Here is a 20,741-nt window from a genome sequence, read left to right as displayed (position 1 = left end):
ATACTTAAATTTATTAGGAGGGTCAAACTATGATTAAGAAAAGCAAGGTCGTCATCCCCGTTATCCTCGGTGTCTCCATGATGCTTAGCGGATGCAATTTCACAACCAAAGACCAAGCCGCTGCAACACCAACACCAGCCGCAGGTGCAACAGCAGCCGCTAATACTACGCCAGTAGATATCGAACTACTCGGTACGAGCGCTAACGAAACGGACCTCAACATCGTTCGTGATCAACTTACAAAGAACGGTTTCAACGTTAAGCTGAACATTCAGCCGGATTACGGTACGTTCAAAGCCCAACAGGATGCAGGTAACTTCGACGCTGCCCTATCCAGCTGGACTACAGTAACCGGGAACCCTGACTATGCGGTACGTTCCCTATTTAAAACAGGCGGCGACTACAGCATCATGTCCGATCCAGAAATCGACAAACTGATTGATCAAGCAGCCGCTCAGACGCCAGAGCAGTATGCAGAGACTTACAAAAAATTCGAGCAGCAACTCGTTCTAGACAAAGCGTATATCGCACCACTCTACAACTCACTTAAAGCACAAGCGTTCAATCAAGATGTATTGAAAAAAGAATCTGTACGACTTTCGAAGTCACGCTCTCTCCCATGGGAAGAACTTGATTTCAAAGATGCCGCTAAACGTGCGAAAGAACCGATTATTCTTCAGTCCACTCTTCCGTCTTTGACATCCCTCGATCCGATCAAAGGGAACGACGGTTCGATTAACATCATTAACACAAACATGTATGTACGCCTACTTAACTTGACGGACGACGACAAGCTAACGCCTGAGGGTTCCCTCTCACACAACTTTGCAATTGCTGAAGGGAATTCAGACTACTATTTCGTACTGCGTGACGATATTAACTTTGCGCAAATCAAGAACAAGCTAGGGGCTGATTCTGGCGAACGCGTTGGCGCTGAAGATGTTATCTTCTCGTTGAATCGTGCTAAGAACAAAAATTCCGTACCGAATCACCGTACATTCACATTGCATGAACATATTAAAAATGTTGAGCTTGTGACTGACCCTGCAGTACTAGACTCCATTAAAATTTCCGGCAGCTCCGACACGATCAAAGCAGGCTTGGAAAAGGGTCTAGGCTCCAAAATCTCTTCCCTTGTATCTGACAAAACAAAAGTAAGCAACAAAGAAGGCAAATATCAAGTTATCAAATTGACAACAACAGAGCCATTCCCACAAGTATTGAACTATTTAGCTCATCAATCGGCTGGTATCGTCTCCAAGAAACAAGTCGAAAGCATCAACACATATGATGTAGCCAAATATGATGTAAACAAAGACATCGCCTACGGCGACCAAGCAGGGGTTACTGAAGGTGCGAAATACAACAATACGCTGGCAACAAGCGGTCCTTATATCCTGTCGTACAAAAATGATTATGAAGCCGTCTTCTACAAAAACCCTGGATATATGAAGGGCACAAAGTATGAGCCAAAAGTAGATTCTATCAAAATTCGTTTCATCAAAGATGCTGAAGCTTCCCTATCCGCACTAAGAAGTGGTGAGATTCACCTGTACTACGGTGTGTCCGAGACGAAGTACGATGTCGTTAAAGCAGATACTAAGCTTTTGCTACAAACAATGCCTAGTAACGCTGTGTCCTACCTTCTGTTCAACACCAAGAACCGTGACATTGCCAAAAGTTCTGATTTGAGAAAAGCTGTGCTGCACTCGATTAATCAAGACGAATTCCTTGCTTACTACAAAAACAATAAGTTCAAAGCGATCTCGACATTAAGCCCACTTGTCAAAACAGGCTTAGAAGTCAAAGCAGATCCTGCAAAAGTAAAGGATTTCCTAAGCAAATATAAAGCCAGCAAGTAAGAATCACCGCTGAACATGCTAAAGACTGCCTCATCGTCGATATGACGATTGGGCAGTCTCTTTCATACAACGCCATGCGCATAGATAGGAGCGAAACCAAATGCCAACTTCCGAATCAAGTCCAGTTAAACTGTCGCAATGGGATGCTCTCATCCTAGAATCACTTAAGAATCAAGGATGGTCCACAGACGAGCTGCTTCAACGGGTTCGCACTGGCCACCAGCTTCCGGTAGACGATAGCAAATTCCAATTTGACTATGCGCGCTTAACGGAGCTCGAGAGCAGCGATCCGGGTGCATTCGAACAAGCTGTACGGCACGGCTACCAAATCAAATACAACACGCTCCGCGGCATTGCCAGCTGGATACTTGTCGTGTTCGGACAGGAAGCTGAGCTGCAGCTCGAGGCGGGTCAAGAGTCAGTTGTAGCGAGCCTTTCGTCAGAAGAGTATAGCCTTCTAACGGCTGTGCTTTCATACGGGTGGGTAGTACGCGGCGAGCAATCGTCTTCACCTGAGGCGAGATCGACATTCGTCATAGAGCCTCTCGTTCGCGGCTGAAGCCGTCATCCTTCCGCGCTAAGTCGCTGTGCTTTACGTTAGTGGACTCAACTACGTACAGATATGCATTTACCTTCGGAACCCCTCAAGCAAGCTTACAGCGGATTCTAGCGTTCTGTGTGAGGTGACAGGCTATAGCTCCTCCCAAATAAATTTAAAATACTCCCTTCTATTCGCAAAACGCGCAAATAAAAGGGAGTATTTTTGTGTAACTACAGCTCTTCAGCTAGGAAAGAAGAACGAAAACAAGCGCTGCTAGTGCAGGCAAACCCTGAACGAGTAAAATTGATTTCTTCGCGGTGGCCCCTCCGAATGCGGCTGCAACGAGCACACACACAAGGAAGAAAATTTCAATCGATCGGCCAAACGATGCATCTGGATGGACAAGCCCCCAAACAAGACCAGCTGCCAGAAAACCATTGTAGAGCCCTTGATTAGCAGCCAAACTCTTCGTGATTCCAGCATTTTCTTTCGTCATTCCAAATGATTTCATTGCACGTGGAGTTGTCCATAGGAACATTTCCAGCACCAAGATATACAGATGTTCAAGCGCAACTAGACCTACCAAAATCGCTGCGATTATTGTCATAACTATTCCTCCAATCAAATTATGCCATATGATTAATGTAACATATTTGTCCAGTTCTCTGGCTTAACAAATAAAAAACTCCCTTTGAGCTGTATACTTTAGCTTAGCTCAAAAAGAGTTCTTATAGCTTTGAAGTTTTTTGGGCAGGTTCATCGCTCTCTTTGTTGACTGCAAGCCTGTGATCTCGCCATTGGCCAGTTCTGAATTTCATAAGTGCAAAGCATGCAGACGATAGCAACAACAGCAAAAAAGCACTATAAGCTGCTATACTCCAAAATTGCGCGTTCATGGATTCCTCCTATAAATGAACTTCCCATTAGTGAAAGTAAACGTAATGTTCATATTACACGCACCAAAGGATAGAAGGCAATACAAATTCTGGTCATAAAAAAATGACTCCCTTTTATTCGCTAAATAACGCAAATAAAAGAGAGTCATTTTTACAAGCTATATCCTATTCCCACTCAATCGTAGCTGGCGGCTTCGAAGTGATATCGTAAACGATACGATTCACGTTCTCAACTTCGTTGACGATACGAACGGAAATTTTCTCAAGCACATCCCAAGGGATACGCGCCCAGTCCGCTGTCATCCCGTCGATGGATGTAACTGCGCGGATACCTACCGTGTAGGAGTATGTTCTAGCGTCGCCCATAACACCAACGCTCTTCATGCCTGGAAGCGCCGTGAAGTACTGCCAGATCTCGCGATCTAGGCCAGCTTTGGCGATTTCATCGCGCAAGATAGCGTCGGATTCACGAACGATTTTCAGCTTATCCTCAGTCACTTCACCTAGAACACGAATCGCTAGACCAGGACCTGGGAATGGTTGTCTCCAAACGATAGCCGCAGGAAGGCCGCACTCTTCGCCTACTTTACGCACTTCGTCTTTGAATAGTGTTTTCAATGGTTCAACTAGCTTGAACTTCATATCTTCCGGCAGTCCGCCTACGTTGTGGTGAGACTTAATCGTTTGCGCGGTAGCTGTACCACTTTCTACGATATCCGTGTACAACGTGCCTTGCGCCAAGAAAGTGAAGTCATCGAACTTGCTGGACTCTTCTTCGAACACGCGAATGAATTCAGTACCGATGATTTTACGTTTTTGCTCTGGATCCGCAACGCCAGCTAATTTGCCGAGGAAACGATCTTTCGCATCGATTTTAACGACTTTCATGTCGAACTTGCCGACAAACGTCTCCATAACGCTTTCGCCTTCACCTTGACGAAGCAAACCGTGGTCAATGAACATGCACGTCAATTGCGCACCGATTGCTTTATGAAGCAGGATCGCAACAACGGAGGAATCCACACCGCCGCTAAGTGCGCAAAGCACTTTTTTATCGCCAACTTCAGCACGAAGCTCTTTAATCATATCATCAACAAAAGAGGACATCGTCCAATCGCCATGACAGCCACACACTTCATAAATAAAGTTGCGAATCATTTCGTTCCCTTGAACAGAGTGACGAACCTCTGGGTGGAACTGCACAGCATGGATGTTGCGATCACGGTTGCTCATTGCAGCAATTGGAAGGGACTCCGTACTTGCTTCAACAACAAAGCCGTCAGGTAGAACGGAAACATGGTCACCATGACTCATCCATACCGTTTGTTTCGCCTCTAGACCTTTGACTAGCGGACTTTGGTTCGAGAACTCAAGATCTGCTTTGCCATATTCACGCGTATGTGCACGTTCAACTTTTCCGTTCAATTGGTGGGCTATCAACTGCATCCCGTAGCAAATTCCTAAAATTGGAATACCCAAATCGAAAATGCCAGCATCGACTGAAGGAGCTCCTTCGCCATATACGCTTGCAGGTCCGCCAGAGAATACAATCCCTTTTGGGTTAATTTCACGAATTTTATCAACCGTTGTGTTGTGCGGCAGCAACTCGCTGTATACGCCCAAATCACGGATTCGTCTAGCAATTAGTTGGTTATACTGGCCTCCAAAATCTAAAACAACAATCAATTCACTCGGTTTACTCATTATCCGACCTCCTAGGTTCATAGCGATTGAAGCTTCGGGTGAACCCTTGTCCACTTACCGCTATTTCTAGGTACTAATTTTAAACATTAGGCACCTAGGATGTAAAGGGGATTTAATGTGTCTTTTGAATGGCTTTCCAAATCGCTGTAATTTCCCGCTTCGAATAAGCGAATGCACGCGTAGGATCGTAGCGGACACTTTCATAGATTTGAGCGAAAGTCATCAGTGCCTGTTGCTGCCCTTGATGGTTCACCTGAAGGTTCGTGACGTATTCGCGAACCGTTTGATTCGCTGGTTTTACACCATATTTGCGGAAAAGCTGTCTCCACAAACGATCCATATACGGCGTCAACGGATGCTGCTGCGTTAAAGTTCCATTGTTGTAGCCGGGGAGCTCCACCGTTCTACGCAACAAATAACCTTGACGTCGCAGCAAAATAACCACACCAATAAGCAGGCAGATGCCCCCAAGCACAACGAAAACAGCACTCTTATAAGCCTTTACCAATTGGATAAGATTATTCTTCAATGTATGCAGCCACTCGCTCGACTTCGTCATGACAGAACTTGGCACTGGTGTACGAGTGATTGAAGCGGTTAATCCCAGCTGTTCCATAGCTTCGCTAGTCAACATATCTCTCGGTTGGTCTGCGGATATCCCTGAGAAACCAGGAGTAGGCTCAAACGGCACCCAGCCCATGGTTGGGAAATAGACCTCGACCCAGGAATGCGCATCTTGATTCCGAACGATAACTTCTTGCAATCCATTGTCATCACTGGAGCCTGCTGATCCTGGAGCGAACCCCTTCACCCAACGGGCAGGTACACCCACAGAACGCAGCATGACAACCATTGCAGTCGAAAAATGATCACAATATCCTGTCTTATCCACGAACAGGAAATGATTGACGAAATCCTCGCTGCGGCTGGGTGCGGTAGGCTTTTCGAGACTATACGGAAAGGTTTGGCTCAAATACTGCTCGATGGCCACCGCTTTGGCATATGGCGTCAACCGATTCTCGGTTACCTGCTCTGCCGTGCTCCGCACCGTTCGTGGCAATGTTGCCGGCAATTGCAAGTATTCACTAGTGATTTCATCCGGATAAGGACCGATATCTGTGTTCAACAGATCCGGGTTCTCCTTGATGGGTTGTACGGTCATTTTGTAGTAGGAGAGCGATTCCTCCATTTCCGGCAAGGTCATTAAGCCACTCGTTTTGGAAGTCAAAAGTTGACTGGACGAAATCAGCTTCCCTTTATCACTCAGCAGCATGTCAACACTCCGCAGCTGACCACCGGCGAACAATTGTTTACTTGATGAGCTCCCACTCCACAAGATCTCCTGCTGTACGTCTGGCAGTGCCGATGAGGATAGACTCGAGGTCGTAAAGGGCTCCAGCTTCTGAACGGGCTGTGTCCAGCCTTTGCCATCGTAATAGCTTTTGGATTCGCCACGCCAGTAGGTTAATTCAGAAGTCTTGGCGGTAAACACTGGCGATGTGTCCACTTGGAGTGGACCTCCTAGCGAAGTGTCGTTGTGACCATAGCCAGATGTCGACACGGCAGAACTCGCTTCCATGTCTTCGTTATAGAGCTCAAATAAACGATCATACCAATGCGTCCAACTGACCGGTGCCATCAGAGGCTCAGAATCTGTTTGTTTGGCTGAGAACCAGCCAACCCCTGACAGAACCCCAACCACAATCACACTGACGATTAGCCATTGCATATAACTAGTTGAACGTGTCATTGACACGCGATATGTCTGCTCGATTCTCGATAGATTCAGTAAAGCCATCAGGAGAAGCCCATAGCCTAATGTGCGAATAATCCCTTGCACGGTATCTGCCCCTAATACGAGCTGTAGACCGACAAGATATATCAGCGTAGCCATCACAAACCAAAGACTATGCTGGCGCTGCAGCATAAGCGCTTGGACGACAGAGAGCAGCAAAGCCCAGCCCATTAAGAAAAGGAGTGTTCGCAACTCACCGCTGATTAGATCAAAATGCGCTTGAACGATGTACATGAAATCTTGCACGAATGTCCTCAGCAAAGAGAGGATCCATTCTCCAGTAAATAAGGTCTCCCGATAAAACATATAGCCAATGAACATCACGATCATGCTGCACTTCGCCAGCCATCCCCAGCCATAAGGAACCCTAAAACAATCCAGCGCCAGGCAAAAGGCAAAAACAACAAGGACCGGTCCAATTTGTATCGCTTCATCAGCCATCCAAGCCAACGGGCGCAGCCATTCCGTAAGAAGTAGAAAGAGCAGCAAGGTGATGAGACTGTCTCGAAAGAGATTGCTTTGCATAGGCGGCAGGCTGTCTGCACGGAAAATGAGTTGGGAGCTGGTGCGAGATTGCGATGCGTCTGAAGGCGAAGTGCCTGAGTGTGAAACATCAGAGCGTGAAACACCAGTGTGCGAAACCCCTGAGGGCAAAGTACCCGAAGGCGAAGCGCCTGAGCGAGAGCGGCTAAAAGGTGAAGTGCGCGCGCGCAGCCCGCGGCGTGGTTCAAGCGGTTGCATCCGCAACACCCCCCGGCTTTGGCCACTGGCTCTGCGGATGCGGCACTTCCGTGAAGCTGCAGCCTGCGGCCTGCAGCTGAGAAGCCCCCTCTCGCTCTGCGACCGAGAGGGAAGGCCGCGCGTGCACGTAGATCACGTGCACGGCTCGGCGCCTGGTGCCGCTATCTGCGATAGCGCGCACCAGCGCCACATCCAGCGTCGATGTGATGCACAGCATCGACGCATGCAGCGGCAAGTCTGCCGCCTCTTTCCTGACGAGGTCAGGAAAGGAAATGGCGGGCTTGCCGCCAACGCTCGCGAGTACTTCGTACGCGAGCGTTAGGTCAGGGCGAATCGTCGGCGCGATTCGCCTAGCACTGGAGCTGCTGCAGGCGAAGCCGCAGCTCTCTCGCCCGCTCGCGGCGGCTTCGAAGAAGCCGGCCGCCAGGGCGACGCCCTTCTCCAGCAGTGGCTGAGCCGCCTCTGCTGGGCCCGCCGCAGGCGCGACATCGAGCAGCAGCATCCACTTCGTGGAGGCGGTCTGCTCGGGGTCCTTGGTCATCAGACGGCTCAGACGAGCCGTCGATTTCCAGTGGATGCGGTGATACGGGTCACCGCTGACATAATCACGTACGGAGCTGATCAGCGGCGTTTCGGCTTTTGACTTATGTCCGGAAGAGCCCTCATCAGATTGGAAGGTCATCCCGCTTCGACCCAACGCATCCGGCCTTGGATACACGACATATCGTTGCAGATCTTCTCTATGTACTTTGCGAAGGGCGAAACCAAAAAGATCTCCCGCAGCAGCTTCAAGGTGAGCAAATCGGTAGCAGCCTCGCATCAAATGGGTCATTTTATAAGAAAGCAACAGCGACTTCTGAAACCATGGGAACAGCAGCTTGCTGTACGTCAACTTCCGCCCGCTTCCTTCATGGATCCAGGTTTCCTTCATCAGCAGCCACGGCATAGGCACCCAAGACTGATGCTTAATCTCCACGACAATCGTCACATCTTCACCGGAGAGTAACACATCACCAGACAGATGTCGCTTTAAACTCAAGCCTTTCAGGGCAAAAACATAAAATATTCCGGCCTGTATCCAGATCAACGATAAACAAATACCGAGATACCACGCGGCAAATCCACCTTGGCGATAAGCCAAATAAATCACCAACACACAACTTATGAGCAGTATAGACGTCTTCCCCCAGCTTCTCATAATGGCCCCCTACTTCGCTGTAACATAACGAAGAACTGGTGTTTGCATGCCATCTAGTATGCTTTGGAGAATGAGTTCTGCCGAACGCCCCATCATGCGAGCATCCGAAGTCAGAATAAGTCGATGCGTCCACACGGAAAGTACCAAATCCTTAATATCATCTGGAACAACAAAGCTTCTCCCTTTCACATAAGCCGCCGTTTGCGCAGCACGCATCAAGGCATACGATGCCCGAGGACTTGCGCCCACGTAGAAATCAGCATGATCCCGCGTCGCTAAAGCTAAGCGCACAATGAAATCTTTTAACGTGTTATCCACATGGATCATGGCCGCTTCTTTTTGCAATTGCACAAATTCGTCCTGCACAATAACAGGTTTCAAACTTTCGAGCGGGTGGCGGTCCTGCAAGCGATCCAGCATGAGAATTTCTTGATCATGCGTAGGGTAACCGAGCGAAAGCTTCATCATGAACCGATCCATCTGCGCCTCTGGCAGAGCATACGTGCCTTCATAATCCATGGGATTCTGCGTCGCGATGACAACGAAGGGCTTAGGCAGCTCATAGCTCGTGCCATCGATCGTCACTCGTTTCTCTTCCATCGCTTCCAAGAATGCAGACTGTGTCTTCGGAGAAGTCCGATTACACTCATCCGCAAGTACGACAGATGTCATTAACGGCCCTGGACGAAACTCAAACTCATTGCTTTTCACATTAAAAACAGAAACACCGGTCACATCCGAAGGAAGCAAATCTGGCGTACATTGAATTCTCTTAAACTCGCAACCGATCGTTTTGGCTAACGCGCGTGCTAGCATGGTTTTGCCTACACCTGGAACGTCCTCTAGCAGGAGATGCCCGCCACTTAACATCGCGATAAAAGCTTTCTCTATCGTCTCTCTTTTGCCAACAATCACTTTCTCTACGTTCATGATCATCCGTTCCACGAGAGGCTGCGGTTGATCGAATATTCGGGTTTTCGACGCCATAGACAAGAAGCCTCCTTAATAAGGGTATGCTTCTAGTTTTTCCAGCTCTCTACTCTTTTAGACATTAACCACCCATGGCAAATAGAGAGTTTTTGAGAATACTATTATTTTCTTTGAAAAAGTAGAGTGGCCGCAGCGCCATAGTCACTTGACGATTGTCTCCTGCCATCACCGCGTTCGTAATCCGTCCGCCTAGTGAATCAATTGTTTTGCGCAGCGGAACGATAATTTGATTGTTTTGCATATCCATATCCGCTAGCGAATAGGTGGCTGTTTGGGTCCCTAAGGTGTACAAACGAATGCTTCTATTGGTCAGATCATAATCCATATCATAAATGCCGTAATGCGCATTGGCTGTTTTCGTACTTGCTTGCCACTCTACCTTGCCGCCCATCTTCTCGATCAGATAGCGCAGAGGCAGTTCTATTTGATTTGCACGCAGCTTATAGACGGACGGTTCTATGTTAAATGTATTCCCCCCGAGCACATGAACCTGCAGAGGCAATGCCGCCTGTTGGGCAAGTATACGCGCAGCCTCTTCCTCTTCTTCCTTCTTCGCTTTGGCTTTTGCTTCTTCCTCAGCTTCCAGTTTCTGAGCCAAGCGTTTTTCTTCAGCTATTTTCGCTACATTCGCAGCATTCGGGTGTGCGGTGGCATATTCCTGTGTTTGATCTAACAGCGCTTGAAAACGCGGCAAACTCATACTTCTTGACCATTTCGGCTTCGAGATGGCAAATTGTTTGGGTTTCACTTGCTCAGTTAACGCAGCGAACGTATAGCCTAACTTTTTGTAATAGCTAATCACTTGGGGTAATACTTGGACAGAAGATTCATGCCCTGTTCCATCGTGAAACAGAATATTGATCTCGTGATCCAGCGGTGAAGCCTTCACCGTCTGCCAAATTTCGTTCACAGGCACGTTCGCTCTCTTCGAGTCGCCGCTGTCGACATTCCAATCATGCACGATATAACCCGCTTGCTCCATGAGGTAGAAGTAGTTAGCATCAAAATTAGTAGCAGTCCCGCCAGGCGCTCGTGTAAGCTGCGGGCGTATCCCCACGATACTTGAAATCACGTCCTCACTGCGCTGGATTTGGTTCCAGAAGGTTTGAAAATCACTATAAAGCTCTTTATAAACATGATTATAGGTATGATTGCCAATGGCATGACCGTCTTTTACAATTCTTTTGAGTTCGTTAGGATGCGCTTTCGCTTGCTCGCCAAGTACAAAGAACGTCGCTTTGACATCTTCTTTATCTAAAATATCCAGCACCTGATTCGTCAGCTTGCTAGGACCATCATCAAACGTCAGATACACAGTCGGCTGCTCCGGTGTTACATAAGTTCTATCGCTCTTCAGTCGCTTCCCTGCTTGAAGCTGCCCAAATACTTCTTGCACGGCTGGATCCGCTTCAGACTCCGCAGCTTTGGCTGGCATCCAACCAACCAAAAGTGAAACTAGTAAAACAACAACCATCATGAATTGAATCCGCAGCCTTCTGTTGTTAAGAGCCTGTACCTGTAAGCGCATCCGATGATCCCTCCGCATGTTCTATCATTTTGACATCTGATAGATTATATGGGCGAAGGTACGAGAGTATGACACGAAAAAAAACGATCCCTCTCCGCAAGGAGAAGCATCGTTATAGGTTTATCTATTCACAGCTTACGCTTCCTGCGGCAAGGTAGAACGCTCCGTTTTGGTCCCCATTTTAAACAGAGATCGACTTCCTATCAAGCCTACAAAGCTGACAATGAGCAGTACACCAAGCAGCAATATCGCGCTTCTCGCCCCTTGGAAGGAAACGATTTGCGTGCAGATTGCAATGAGCATAACGCGCATCCCCATCCCTACGGTGTTGAAGAAGCTGTTCACACGACCGATCAAGTGGTTTGGCACCATTTCCATCAGAATGGTATTCCGCGCTACGCGACTCCCCGCATTTCCCCAGCCATTCAACGTTTTAAATACTAGAAAGATAGAAACGATTGGGAACGAATAGAAAAACACAATTGATAGACTAAACATAACAAATGCGAGAATCGTTGTGGCATATGCCCCGAGACGCTTCATGATCAATGGGATCGTTAAACCTGCTGCAATTGCTCCTACAGCAAATATCATATCCGCTGCTCCAAGCACATTGGCACCGCCATGAAGAACGCTGGTTATGTACACAGGGTACAGATAGTTACCCACCATGACACAGAGGAAAGGCATTAGCGCACACAGGAAAAATAAGACCAATAGCGGTCTCGTCCTCAAATAGGTGTATCCTTCCTTAAAATTCGCCCACATGGAGACTGCGCCCGTTGCTGTAACGGACTTATTCTTGATATAAGGAATGAGTAGAAAAAGGCCGAATCCTAAGAAATAGGTCATCGCATCCGCTATTAGGATCCATCCAAAGTTGATATGGTCGATAAGCAGACTCGCCAAGCCCCCCGCGATCATGGAGGTCGATTGATTTTGTACCTCAAGAATTGCGTTTAATGTCTTGTACTGTTCTTTGGAGAAGATCTCCTGTGTAAACGCGAACTGCGTTGGAAAGTGCACATTGTAATACAAAGAGCCACTAAAGTAGATCACAATTAACTGCCACGTTTCAAAATGACCATCAGCAATCCCCCACAACGCCAATAGCAGCGTCACGGTACCGCCGACTATCTCGCTGCCTAGCAGCATTTTTTTCCGGGAAATGCGGTCGATATACGCGCCTATATGAGGCGATAGCAGGAACAAAATGAGGGTAGAAACAAGCGTTGCGTACCCATAGATCTCACTCCCCCCTGCTCTATTCACCAGTAACCATGGCACCCCGATCATCGTAATCCCGGAGCCAATCGAGGATAACATGTTTGCTAGCATGAGAAACTTCATTCTACGGTCTTTGAGCATAAGCCACATATTGGATACCACCTCAATACAAAGTATGGATTGTTTATTTCATTTCCATCACAGCATCTAATACCGATTGTACGTGATTTTTAATTTTCACTTTACTCCATTCCTTCACGATGTATCCTTTTTCGTTAATAAGAAACGTCGACCGAATAATGCCCATATACTCGCGGCCATACAGCTTTTTCAACGCCCACACCCCATACTTCTCTGCTACCTTATGATTCGTGTCTGAAAGCAGGAGGAATGGCAGCTCGTACTTGGCGATAAATTTATCATGCGCCTTCAGCTCGTCCGGGCTAATGCCAATCACTTCTACACCTAACTCAGCAAATTTCCCGTTATAGTCTCGAAAGTCGCAGGATTCCTGTGTGCAGGTTGGTGTATTGTCTTGTGGGTAAAAATAAATGACGACTTTGCGCCCTTTGTAATCCGATAAAGAAACTTTCTCGCCGTTAGAAGCTGGCAGCGAAAAGGCTGGTGCTTTACGCTTCGTTAGAGCTGTTTCATTCCCTTTTTTCATTGTAGTTCTCTCCTCAATCTTCTCTTGCTGTCTCTTGCTAGCCAAGTATCAACTTTATCCATTATGCGACATTCCATGAATGACATCAAACGGAAAAAAGCTGCTGCGAATCGCAATGACTCGTAAGCAGCTTTCTATATGATGTGGTTATGGTTTCACTCGTCTTCACTTGTCCTCACGCTTCCGTTCGGCTTTTCTCGAGGTGCCGCAATTTATCAGGATTCGAGACGATGTAAAATGACTTGATCTGACCATCCTCTACTTGAAAGGTCATGACATTATTAGGCAGCTCATTCACAAACGCAACAATGCCTAGTTGGTCATTCACTGACGTTAAGGTAAAGTGATAGCCCTCTGGTAATTTGGTCAAAACCCCAGACAAGAACTTGGCGATCCGCTCTACTCCTGTAATAGGGTGGACCGCAGCCTTCACCTTGCCACCGCCATCTGAGAACAGTACCGCATCAGATTTCACAAGGGTTAACAGCTGGCCTATATTGCCGGACATTAGAGCATGCACGAATTGTTCCACGACGGCTGTCGTTTGTTTGAGCGGTGCTTTTGCTTCCAGATCCCGCTCTGGCGGGAGGCTAATCGCATTCTTGGCCCGTCGGAAAATTTGCCGGCAATTGGTACTGCTTTTGCCTACAATCTCGGCGATTTCATCATACTCGTATTGCAGGACCTCGCGAAGCAGGAAGACCGCCCGCTCTATCCATGACAACTGCTGCAGGAGCAATAAGTACGCGGTGGACAGTGACTCTTTGTGTGTATATGCAAGATCAGGCGAGATCTGACGATCTGCACTTGGCGTCAACAGTGGCTCTGGCAACCAAGGCCCGACATAGACTTCGCGCTTTTTACTGGCCGAGCGCAGGTTGTCGATGCAGCGATTGGTTACGATTTTGCATAGATAGGCCTTGGGATTGTGCACATGGTCCAGGTTCGTCTCATTGGCGTACAGAAACGCCTCCTGCACGACATCTTCCGCATCCATCACACTACCCAGCATGCGATACGCAAGTGAGAACATCAATGGCTTATAGGAGAGATAGATCTGCTCCTCCATCTTGCCACACCTCCCGTTTGTACTGTGATAGGTTCATTCTAAGCGAACTAAGACGTTTTTAAAATAGCTTGCGCCGCGCGTCTAGCGCTTGCGGCCGAAGCATCAGCCAGCATTTCCCCATGGCTTACCCAGTCACCAGCGACATAAAGACCACGAAGGCCTTGGACGTCTGGGCCTGTTTGCAGATTCGTTTTTCCTACATGTAAAGTATCGTTAGCGACCGTTATGTTCGGCAGAAACTGCCTAGCTACGACTTCTTGTTCCCAACCTGGATGCAGGGTATTCATGACAGCTGTAAGGGTTGCCTCATCATCTTTCGGATTACTTTCTCCAGATCCGTTATATTTGACCATATGCACAACGAGAGTGCCGTCCTCACTAAGCTTGGCATTCAAGGTGTGATGCGAGAAAAAGATCGGTTGATCTAATGCGATTGCCGAATCTCGTCCTGAGATGGGGAGCTTCTTCAAACCTAAGTCAAGGCAAGCTGCCTTCGAGGGGCGCGCTTCTTCCTTCCACTTCTTCAATATCGTACGGTCCGCATTCGGGACTAGCTTGTAGGTCTCCATTGGGGACGCCGTGCTGATAACATGCGATACTTCTAGCACTTGTTCGTCAGCCAGCTTGATGCCCTGCACTTGACCATTCGCATGCACGATTTCTTTTACATCAGAGCTGCTTACGATGTGGACACCCGCTTCAATCGCTTTCTCTTGAAGCTGATCGATGATCGTTTGCCAGCCTCCGTGAATGTAGAGAACGCCTTTTAATGCGCGCTGCACCTGCCCAAGCACCGGACCAGCAAGCTGATGATCTGGATCATAGGCATATGTGGCCGTTCGGCACAATGAGTAAAAAATATGCCGAACCATCGGATCAGTAATTTCTTGCTCCGCCCATTCTCTCAGCGATGCATCCTCAACTTTGCTGGCATCCATTTTCGTTAACCGTATGACGAGTCGCAGAAGTCCCAGCTTCCCAGACCACGAAAGCAGCTTCGATGTGAGCATACTGAGCGGTGTTGCTGGCATTGGCACCACACCATCGTTCCACAACGCTTTGACCTTCGATGCAGGCGCGCCTCCTTCGATGCGAATCCCTAGCTCTTTGAGGATGCGAAAGGCATCCCCTGCCCGGTATAAAGCATGCCCGCCAAGGTTAAAAAGCGCACCATTCTTTTTATTCGTCATCGCTCGGCCGCCCATTCGCCCCGATCGTTCTAGCAGAACAACCCTCCCGCCACCTTTTGCTACTTCGAGAGCAGCTATGAATCCAGCTAAGCCTCCACCAATAACGGCTGTATCGTATTTGGTCATCATCTTCATCATCCTCCGTTTCGCTTTATATCTATATGGCGAAATGGGTCCTTGTTTTGTGACAAAAGTAGTTAGGATTTTGTTCATGGGGTGCTCAACATGGAGTTGAGGTACGTAAGGAGGGATGGCAGCTCGCGCGTGCGGGGCGCGGATGGCGGAATTGCACTCTCGACCGCGGGTCCAAGGTGCGTGGAGGGCTTGTTCGGCTCCAAGGCGCGGAATTATGGTTTGCGAGGACCTTGTTCTACCTTTAGCTGTATAAACTACAGTTAATTCTCGCGATTTCGACGTTTTTTCGAGAATAGCTGTAAAAACTACAGTTAATAAATTGGTAATCGATAGAATTGGAACAATCTTCGAAAAATAACTGTAGGAAATACAGTTAACCCATCCAAAACATGAAATTGGGTTCGAATAGCTGTAGAAAATCCAGTTAATTAGATTGGAACCAGCTACTGGGGTTGGGGTTGGGGTTGGGGTTGGGGTTGGGGTTGGGGTTGGGGTTGGGGTTGGGGTTGGGCCCTGAGTTTTAGTCTTTAGTTCTAGTCTTTAGTTCTAGTTCTAGTTCTTGATTCTTGGCTCTTACTCTTACTCTTACTCCTGACACTTGTTTTTCCCACCAGCTAACTCTTGTCAGCAGCGACGGGTACCACTATCCACAGACAAAAAATAATCCACAGTAAATTTTCTGTGGATATCTCAGCATGTGGATATGTTGATACGAGTCAAATAAGTTATACACACCAGGGACTTATGACCCTGTGGACTTGTGGGTAACTCTGTGGATAAATGCGGATAACAGACAGAGGACGCTCTCCCGACGAGGCGCCCCCTGTTTACTTTTGTAAATATTCAACTATTTCAACTTACTTCTCTCTAACGTAACACCCTTCTCCATACGCAACGCTTCCCGCCAATAATAACCTGCAATAGCTATGTCGAAGATGCCTAAGCCCATCGGATTAAAATACACAGGTTCCTCTACTGCCACACTCGCTAGTTGGTCGCGAAGCACCACATCCGCTAATGTTCGTACGTCTGATTCCTGTAAGTTATACAGGATGTGCAGCTGCTCAATATCTGTCTGTTCACGGCATACCTCGCGCCAATCATCCACAATGATCGCTTTCACACCAGATACGCTTTCCGGTTTATAATCGCGGAGGGAGACATTGAGAAGGAGCGCCCCCTGAGGCGGAGCTTCATCAATATACCGCTCAGTGGATACTGTGCAGGTCAAGATCACATTAGCCTCACGGTAGCCCGCTCGCCAATCGCTTACAATCTGCACCTTCTCATGAATGTCAGCAGGAATCGTCGCAGGATCAACTCCCTTGAGATCATAGATACTGACACGATCAATCCGATCTCCAAACAAAGCCACACACATATCCAAATGTAAGCGTCCGATCGGCCCCCATCCTATCAAAAGGATGAGCACACGTCCAAGTGACCGGGCTTTTACGAAATGATTCATCATCACGCCGCTAACCGCTGCCGTTCGCAGACCATTCAAAAGGCCGCTGTGGATAAATGCCGTAGGCTCTCCTGTCGATGGATTATTTAAAATCAGTGTATTATGAGCCCTAGGAAGTCCCATTAGGCGATTATTTGGGAAGCTCGCAATCCACTTGATGCCCGACATCGCGATATGACCGCCTACATAGGCCGGCATCGCAATGATACGATTTTGGGGATCGCGAAAGCGTAAGTATGGCTTCAAAGGGTGTGCACAGTCTCCACTATCTTGTATAGCAACAACATCCTGAATGATGTTAGTTAGCTTCTTCCAATCGATTCCGATTTCTCGGATATGGTCATCCTGTAAATACAACATCCGCTAGTCTCCCATGCTAGTTACTCGGTGTATGCCCGATCTCTCGTTCAACCCATTTATCGTTATACACAGTATTTAAATACCGTTCACCACGGTCTGGTAAAATGGCTGCGCAAACAGCTCCAGGAGGAATCAAGCTGCTCATTCGTTGTATCCCCGAAATAACGCCTCCGGAGGAAGCGCCCGCTAACACGGCTTCTTCCCGTACTAAGGCACGGCAGCCTTCCACGCAATCCTTGTCTGAAACATAGATAACCCTATCTGCCACATCATGCCGATGCAAACCCGGTGTTATACCAGCACCTAATCCAGGGAATTTTCTTGGACCTTTTTCCCCACCAAAAATAACACTGCCTTCGGCATCCACCGCCACGATCTGCGTCTTCCATCCGCGATTACGGATATAGTCCATACATCCCCTGATTGTTCCACACGAGCTTACTCCGCAAAATAAATAGTCAAGCTCGCCTAGCTGCTCGCCGATTTCCCGCATCGTCGTCTCACTATGCGCCAACGCATTATCGGGGCTTCCGTACTGGTTCGTCCAGTACGCATGCGGGATCTGACGCACAAGCTCAGCTACTCGCCGTATGCGGGCTGGCAGAAACTCACCCGTCGCCTCATCCGGCTCGGAAACAAGGTCGATTTCGCCATGAAAACTGCGAATGATTTGCAAATGCTGCTGCGTCGTCCGAGGATCAACAACACAGATGAAGCGAAGCCCGAGATACCGGCAGAATTGCGCGAGACTAATCGCCAGGTTGCCAGAGCTAGACTCGACGATGACACTCTCGCTCGTCACCTCGCCTCGGCGGATCGCCTCCCGCAGCATGAACAAGGCTGGTCGATCCTTCGCGCTGCCGCCAGGGTTCATCCATTCCATTTTGCCATACACTTCAAAGGGTTGATCTTTAAACAAACGTGATAGCCGAATAAGCGGCGTATGCCCGATCGCTTGGACAATACCTCCTTCAAGCTCCATGGCCATCCCCTCCTTTACGTGTAAAAAATCTTCTTATTTTTCACGGAGGTGCGGTTCTGTGAATCCTCAAAGGTGCCCCCGATAACCTGAATACCTTCCAAAAGCTTCGCCTGAATCATCATGCCAATCGCTGGAATGCGATTTTCTACGTCTGCTCGGATACTGTCCAGAATCGCTGTTGTTGCGAGTGGACTGTAAACAAATACAGTTAAAGCGTTGCTGCTAACCTGTACACGAACACTAGCTTCACGCAGGTGAGCATATACGACGTCCTCAATATCATAGATACTGATTTTCTCGCCGTGCTTCAAATCAGGTCCAATGCGTTTTACGATGCTCTGAAAACTCTGTGTAAGAACACCTTCAACCGCTATCGCTCTCAAATCACGTACGACATCGTAGGTCACGTATCGCAGCGCTGGGAACGAATCTCTAATCGTTGAGGTGAGAACCAACACACGCTCCAACTCATCCGGCAGAGGCTCCAACTCGCCATCTAACTGCTCCGTCGTGATACCCTCTGCAAGAATGCCCTCAGCAAATAAGTATCTGCCGTATGCATGTGAGAAGTAAGCAATGGTCCCTATCTCGATGGAGCCATACGTATCAGTGATCTGCGTCTCAGCTATCCCTAATCTTTCAGCTGTCCGCAGCCTCCAGCCTGGCGAAGCTATTTCGCCTACCAGAATGACATGCTGGATGCCATAGCTTGCAGGATCATCCGACGCTTGCAAAATCCGATCCAATATCGACGGCATCGTATACAGCACCTCGGGTCTGAAGCTCTGAAGCCGTTCCACATGCTGCTCGATTGGCAGCCGAAAGGATACCGATTCGACCTCCATCCCGAGCTCGCGAAACACCTCGACCGCCGTCGCCTCCGCATGCCCAGTCCCCATGTCTGCCATCGCAGTACGGTAACAAGTGCCTGCAAGAATCGCCCGAAAGACGTCCAATTTTACTCGCAAATAAGCCTCCTCGTCAGCTTGCGAATAAAAAATAGTCTTCCGCCGCTTCGAGCTCGTGCCTGACGTCTGATACCGATTCATATCAGCTTGCAGCAGAAACGGGTTAGCCTCCGAATAGTAAAACGATTCCAACATACCCGCTGTCACTAGCGGCAATTCATCAACCACGCCAAATTCCTCTTTATCCGATGGAACATCTTGCTCAAGTTCTGGCAGCAACCAAGGAAATTGCCGCTTCATCCTGTTTGTAACTTCTTTCATGTGCATAGACGTGCGGCTCCTCCTCTCAGCTCCACTAACGGAACATGCACCCAAATCTACCTGCCTACATATTCTATGCGCCCTTCTCACCCATCGTTCGTTATTCCTAAGCGATAACCCCACTTTCCCTGTTCACCTGCCTCCCCTCTGCCTCATATCATATTGAAATAATGAAACGCCGTACTCGGTAGAAAGAGGATCTTCCCCATGACAAGTTCACTGAAGGCTGTTTCAAGCAAATGGATTAAAACACGCATCATGATTCGGAATGTGAAGCTGCGCCAGTATGTGCCGACTACGCATCCTTTTGATCGCAGCAGGTTGTCATCCATGCTTGCCCAGCACAATATGCTCTATGTTAAACCCGACATCGGCTCCCTTGGGATAGGCGTTATGCGCGTCGAGAAACGCGGAGGCACTTACCGCTATCAGAGCGGGGTGAACATCTATCGTTTTCCGACCTTTGAGCGCATGTATCAATCGCTGCAGCGCCGCTGCGGCACCAAACGATATCTCATTCAGAAGGGGATCTACGTTTTGACTCACGAAGGCAGTCCTTACGACTTCCGTGTCATGGTTCAACGCGCCCCCTCCGGAAAATGGGTATGTACGGGTACAGCAGCTAGGGTTGCCCATCCACAGAAAGCTGTCACCAATGGCAGTCAAGGTGGTACGATCTACAGCCCTTACGACCTTTTGGAACCCCGGTTCGGCGTTGATGCCACATCTATTCTTATGTTTAAAATGGAGAAAATTGCCTATTGGACTTCTGCTCAATTAAGCCGCACCTATCCCGGCATGAATGAGCTCGGCATCGACATCGCTGTCGACCAAGGGCTAAAGCCATGGATCCTAGAGGTCAATACACGGCCAGATCCTTGTCCCTTCACCAAGTTGGAAGACAAATCCATCATCCGCCGAATCGTCCGGTTGGGCAGAGCTAATGGTCGAAAGTATGATCTAACCTGCTCGAAAGCGAAGAAGGCGCCTAAGGGGAGGTTATCCACCACTTCTGTTAATCAGCCGTTTCAGAACGTAGAACCTCCAATCGAACCTTTTTCAGAGCCTCCTTCTGAGAATAAATGAAATTTCTCGCCGTTACAGCTCGTTTTCCTGGCGATCAAACACAAAGAGCCGTCCCGCAAGGTTATTTACCTTG

Annotated in this window: 16 protein-coding genes; 3 read left to right on the top strand and 13 right to left on the bottom strand. The window is 48.3% G+C overall.

Annotation, left to right across the window (positions count from 1 at the left end; genetic code table 11):
- The first annotated feature begins 29 nt into the window (after positions 1 to 29).
- A complete protein-coding gene (locus tag J2736_RS29725; protein ID WP_310502207.1) occupies positions 30 to 1,862 on the top strand; it encodes an ABC transporter substrate-binding protein in 1,833 nt (610 codons plus the stop codon).
- Between the two features lie 100 nt (positions 1,863 to 1,962).
- Positions 1,963 to 2,421, top strand: a complete 459-nt coding sequence (locus tag J2736_RS29720) for a hypothetical protein (protein WP_310502206.1) — start codon at positions 1,963 to 1,965, stop codon at positions 2,419 to 2,421.
- A gap of 226 nt (positions 2,422 to 2,647) precedes the next feature.
- On the opposite strand, the gene J2736_RS29715 is transcribed toward J2736_RS29720, so the two are convergent.
- From J2736_RS29715 to J2736_RS29655, 13 genes are all read right to left on the bottom strand, one after another.
- The gene (locus J2736_RS29715) at positions 2,648 to 3,010 is read right to left on the bottom strand and encodes a DUF1304 domain-containing protein (RefSeq protein ID WP_310502205.1); all 363 of its coding nucleotides are present in this window, start codon (positions 3,008 to 3,010) and stop codon (positions 2,648 to 2,650) included.
- 454 nt (positions 3,011 to 3,464) lie between these two features.
- The gene (gene guaA / locus J2736_RS29710; protein WP_310502204.1) at positions 3,465 to 5,003 is read right to left on the bottom strand and encodes a glutamine-hydrolyzing GMP synthase; all 1,539 of its coding nucleotides are present in this window, start codon (positions 5,001 to 5,003) and stop codon (positions 3,465 to 3,467) included.
- Between the two features lie 112 nt (positions 5,004 to 5,115).
- Positions 5,116 to 7,539 (bottom strand): DUF4129 domain-containing transglutaminase family protein, encoded by a 2,424-nt coding sequence (locus J2736_RS29705; protein WP_310502203.1) that lies wholly within the window; start codon positions 7,537 to 7,539, stop codon positions 5,116 to 5,118.
- Positions 7,526 to 8,695, bottom strand: coding sequence for a DUF58 domain-containing protein (locus tag J2736_RS29700; protein ID WP_310502202.1), 1,170 nt, complete (start codon positions 8,693 to 8,695; stop codon positions 7,526 to 7,528). The genes J2736_RS29705 and J2736_RS29700 overlap by 14 nt, the downstream gene beginning before the upstream one ends.
- A 51-nt stretch (positions 8,696 to 8,746) precedes the next feature.
- On the bottom strand, positions 8,747 to 9,724 hold the full coding sequence (locus tag J2736_RS29695; protein WP_310502201.1) for an AAA family ATPase: 978 nt from the start codon (positions 9,722 to 9,724) through the stop codon (positions 8,747 to 8,749).
- Between the two features lie 64 nt (positions 9,725 to 9,788).
- Positions 9,789 to 11,255: a polysaccharide deacetylase gene (locus tag J2736_RS29690; protein WP_310502200.1), complete on the bottom strand. Its 1,467-nt coding sequence runs from the start codon at positions 11,253 to 11,255 to the stop codon at positions 9,789 to 9,791.
- Between the two features lie 135 nt (positions 11,256 to 11,390).
- Positions 11,391 to 12,632 (bottom strand): MFS transporter, encoded by a 1,242-nt coding sequence (locus tag J2736_RS29685; protein ID WP_310502199.1) that lies wholly within the window; start codon positions 12,630 to 12,632, stop codon positions 11,391 to 11,393.
- Positions 12,633 to 12,666: 34 nt separating this feature from the next.
- Positions 12,667 to 13,149: a thioredoxin-dependent thiol peroxidase gene (gene bcp, locus J2736_RS29680; protein WP_310502198.1), complete on the bottom strand. Its 483-nt coding sequence runs from the start codon at positions 13,147 to 13,149 to the stop codon at positions 12,667 to 12,669.
- A 175-nt stretch (positions 13,150 to 13,324) separates the two neighbouring features.
- The gene (locus J2736_RS29675; RefSeq protein WP_310502197.1) at positions 13,325 to 14,218 is read right to left on the bottom strand and encodes an RNA polymerase sigma-70 factor; all 894 of its coding nucleotides are present in this window, start codon (positions 14,216 to 14,218) and stop codon (positions 13,325 to 13,327) included.
- A 47-nt stretch (positions 14,219 to 14,265) separates the two neighbouring features.
- Positions 14,266 to 15,537, bottom strand: coding sequence for a phytoene desaturase family protein (locus J2736_RS29670; protein ID WP_310502196.1), 1,272 nt, complete (start codon positions 15,535 to 15,537; stop codon positions 14,266 to 14,268).
- An 853-nt stretch (positions 15,538 to 16,390) separates the two neighbouring features.
- Positions 16,391 to 17,371, bottom strand: a complete 981-nt coding sequence (locus J2736_RS29665; protein ID WP_310502195.1) for a 2,3-diaminopropionate biosynthesis protein SbnB — start codon at positions 17,369 to 17,371, stop codon at positions 16,391 to 16,393.
- Between the two features lie 16 nt (positions 17,372 to 17,387).
- Positions 17,388 to 18,353: a 2,3-diaminopropionate biosynthesis protein SbnA gene (sbnA, locus tag J2736_RS29660; RefSeq protein ID WP_310502194.1), complete on the bottom strand. Its 966-nt coding sequence runs from the start codon at positions 18,351 to 18,353 to the stop codon at positions 17,388 to 17,390.
- 14 nt (positions 18,354 to 18,367) lie between these two features.
- Positions 18,368 to 19,588 (bottom strand): phenylacetate--CoA ligase family protein, encoded by a 1,221-nt coding sequence (locus tag J2736_RS29655; protein ID WP_310502193.1) that lies wholly within the window; start codon positions 19,586 to 19,588, stop codon positions 18,368 to 18,370.
- A gap of 201 nt (positions 19,589 to 19,789) precedes the next feature.
- Between J2736_RS29655 and J2736_RS29650 the strand changes: the two genes are divergently transcribed.
- Positions 19,790 to 20,668 carry a YheC/YheD family protein gene (locus J2736_RS29650; protein ID WP_310502192.1) on the top strand — a complete coding sequence of 293 codons (879 nt, stop codon included), beginning with the start codon at positions 19,790 to 19,792 and terminating at the stop codon, positions 20,666 to 20,668.
- Positions 20,669 to 20,741: the final 73 nt, after the last annotated feature.

Source organism: Paenibacillus qinlingensis (genome assembly GCF_031455095.1).
GTDB lineage: Bacteria > Bacillota > Bacilli > Paenibacillales > NBRC-103111 > Paenibacillus_E > Paenibacillus_E qinlingensis_A.
Note: the sequence above shows the minus strand (reverse complement) of the source record. Positions and strands in the feature narration are given on the sequence as shown.

Coding starts and splice junctions, on each gene's coding strand:
- J2736_RS29725 (WP_310502207.1), top strand. CDS start 30: ATGATTAAGAAAAGCAAGGTCGTCATCCCCGTTATCCTCGGTGTCTCC.
- J2736_RS29720 (WP_310502206.1), top strand. CDS start 1,963: ATGCCAACTTCCGAATCAAGTCCAGTTAAACTGTCGCAATGGGATGCT.
- J2736_RS29715 (WP_310502205.1), bottom strand. CDS start 3,010: ATGACAATAATCGCAGCGATTTTGGTAGGTCTAGTTGCGCTTGAACAT.
- guaA (WP_310502204.1), bottom strand. CDS start 5,003: ATGAGTAAACCGAGTGAATTGATTGTTGTTTTAGATTTTGGAGGCCAG.
- J2736_RS29705 (WP_310502203.1), bottom strand. CDS start 7,539: ATGCAACCGCTTGAACCACGCCGCGGGCTGCGCGCGCGCACTTCACCT.
- J2736_RS29695 (WP_310502201.1), bottom strand. CDS start 9,724: ATGGCGTCGAAAACCCGAATATTCGATCAACCGCAGCCTCTCGTGGAA.
- J2736_RS29690 (WP_310502200.1), bottom strand. CDS start 11,255: ATGCGCTTACAGGTACAGGCTCTTAACAACAGAAGGCTGCGGATTCAA.
- J2736_RS29685 (WP_310502199.1), bottom strand. CDS start 12,632: ATGTGGCTTATGCTCAAAGACCGTAGAATGAAGTTTCTCATGCTAGCA.
- bcp (WP_310502198.1), bottom strand. CDS start 13,149: ATGAAAAAAGGGAATGAAACAGCTCTAACGAAGCGTAAAGCACCAGCC.
- J2736_RS29675 (WP_310502197.1), bottom strand. CDS start 14,218: ATGGAGGAGCAGATCTATCTCTCCTATAAGCCATTGATGTTCTCACTT.
- J2736_RS29670 (WP_310502196.1), bottom strand. CDS start 15,537: ATGATGACCAAATACGATACAGCCGTTATTGGTGGAGGCTTAGCTGGA.
- J2736_RS29665 (WP_310502195.1), bottom strand. CDS start 17,371: ATGTTGTATTTACAGGATGACCATATCCGAGAAATCGGAATCGATTGG.
- sbnA (WP_310502194.1), bottom strand. CDS start 18,353: ATGGAGCTTGAAGGAGGTATTGTCCAAGCGATCGGGCATACGCCGCTT.
- J2736_RS29655 (WP_310502193.1), bottom strand. CDS start 19,588: ATGCACATGAAAGAAGTTACAAACAGGATGAAGCGGCAATTTCCTTGG.
- J2736_RS29650 (WP_310502192.1), top strand. CDS start 19,790: ATGACAAGTTCACTGAAGGCTGTTTCAAGCAAATGGATTAAAACACGC.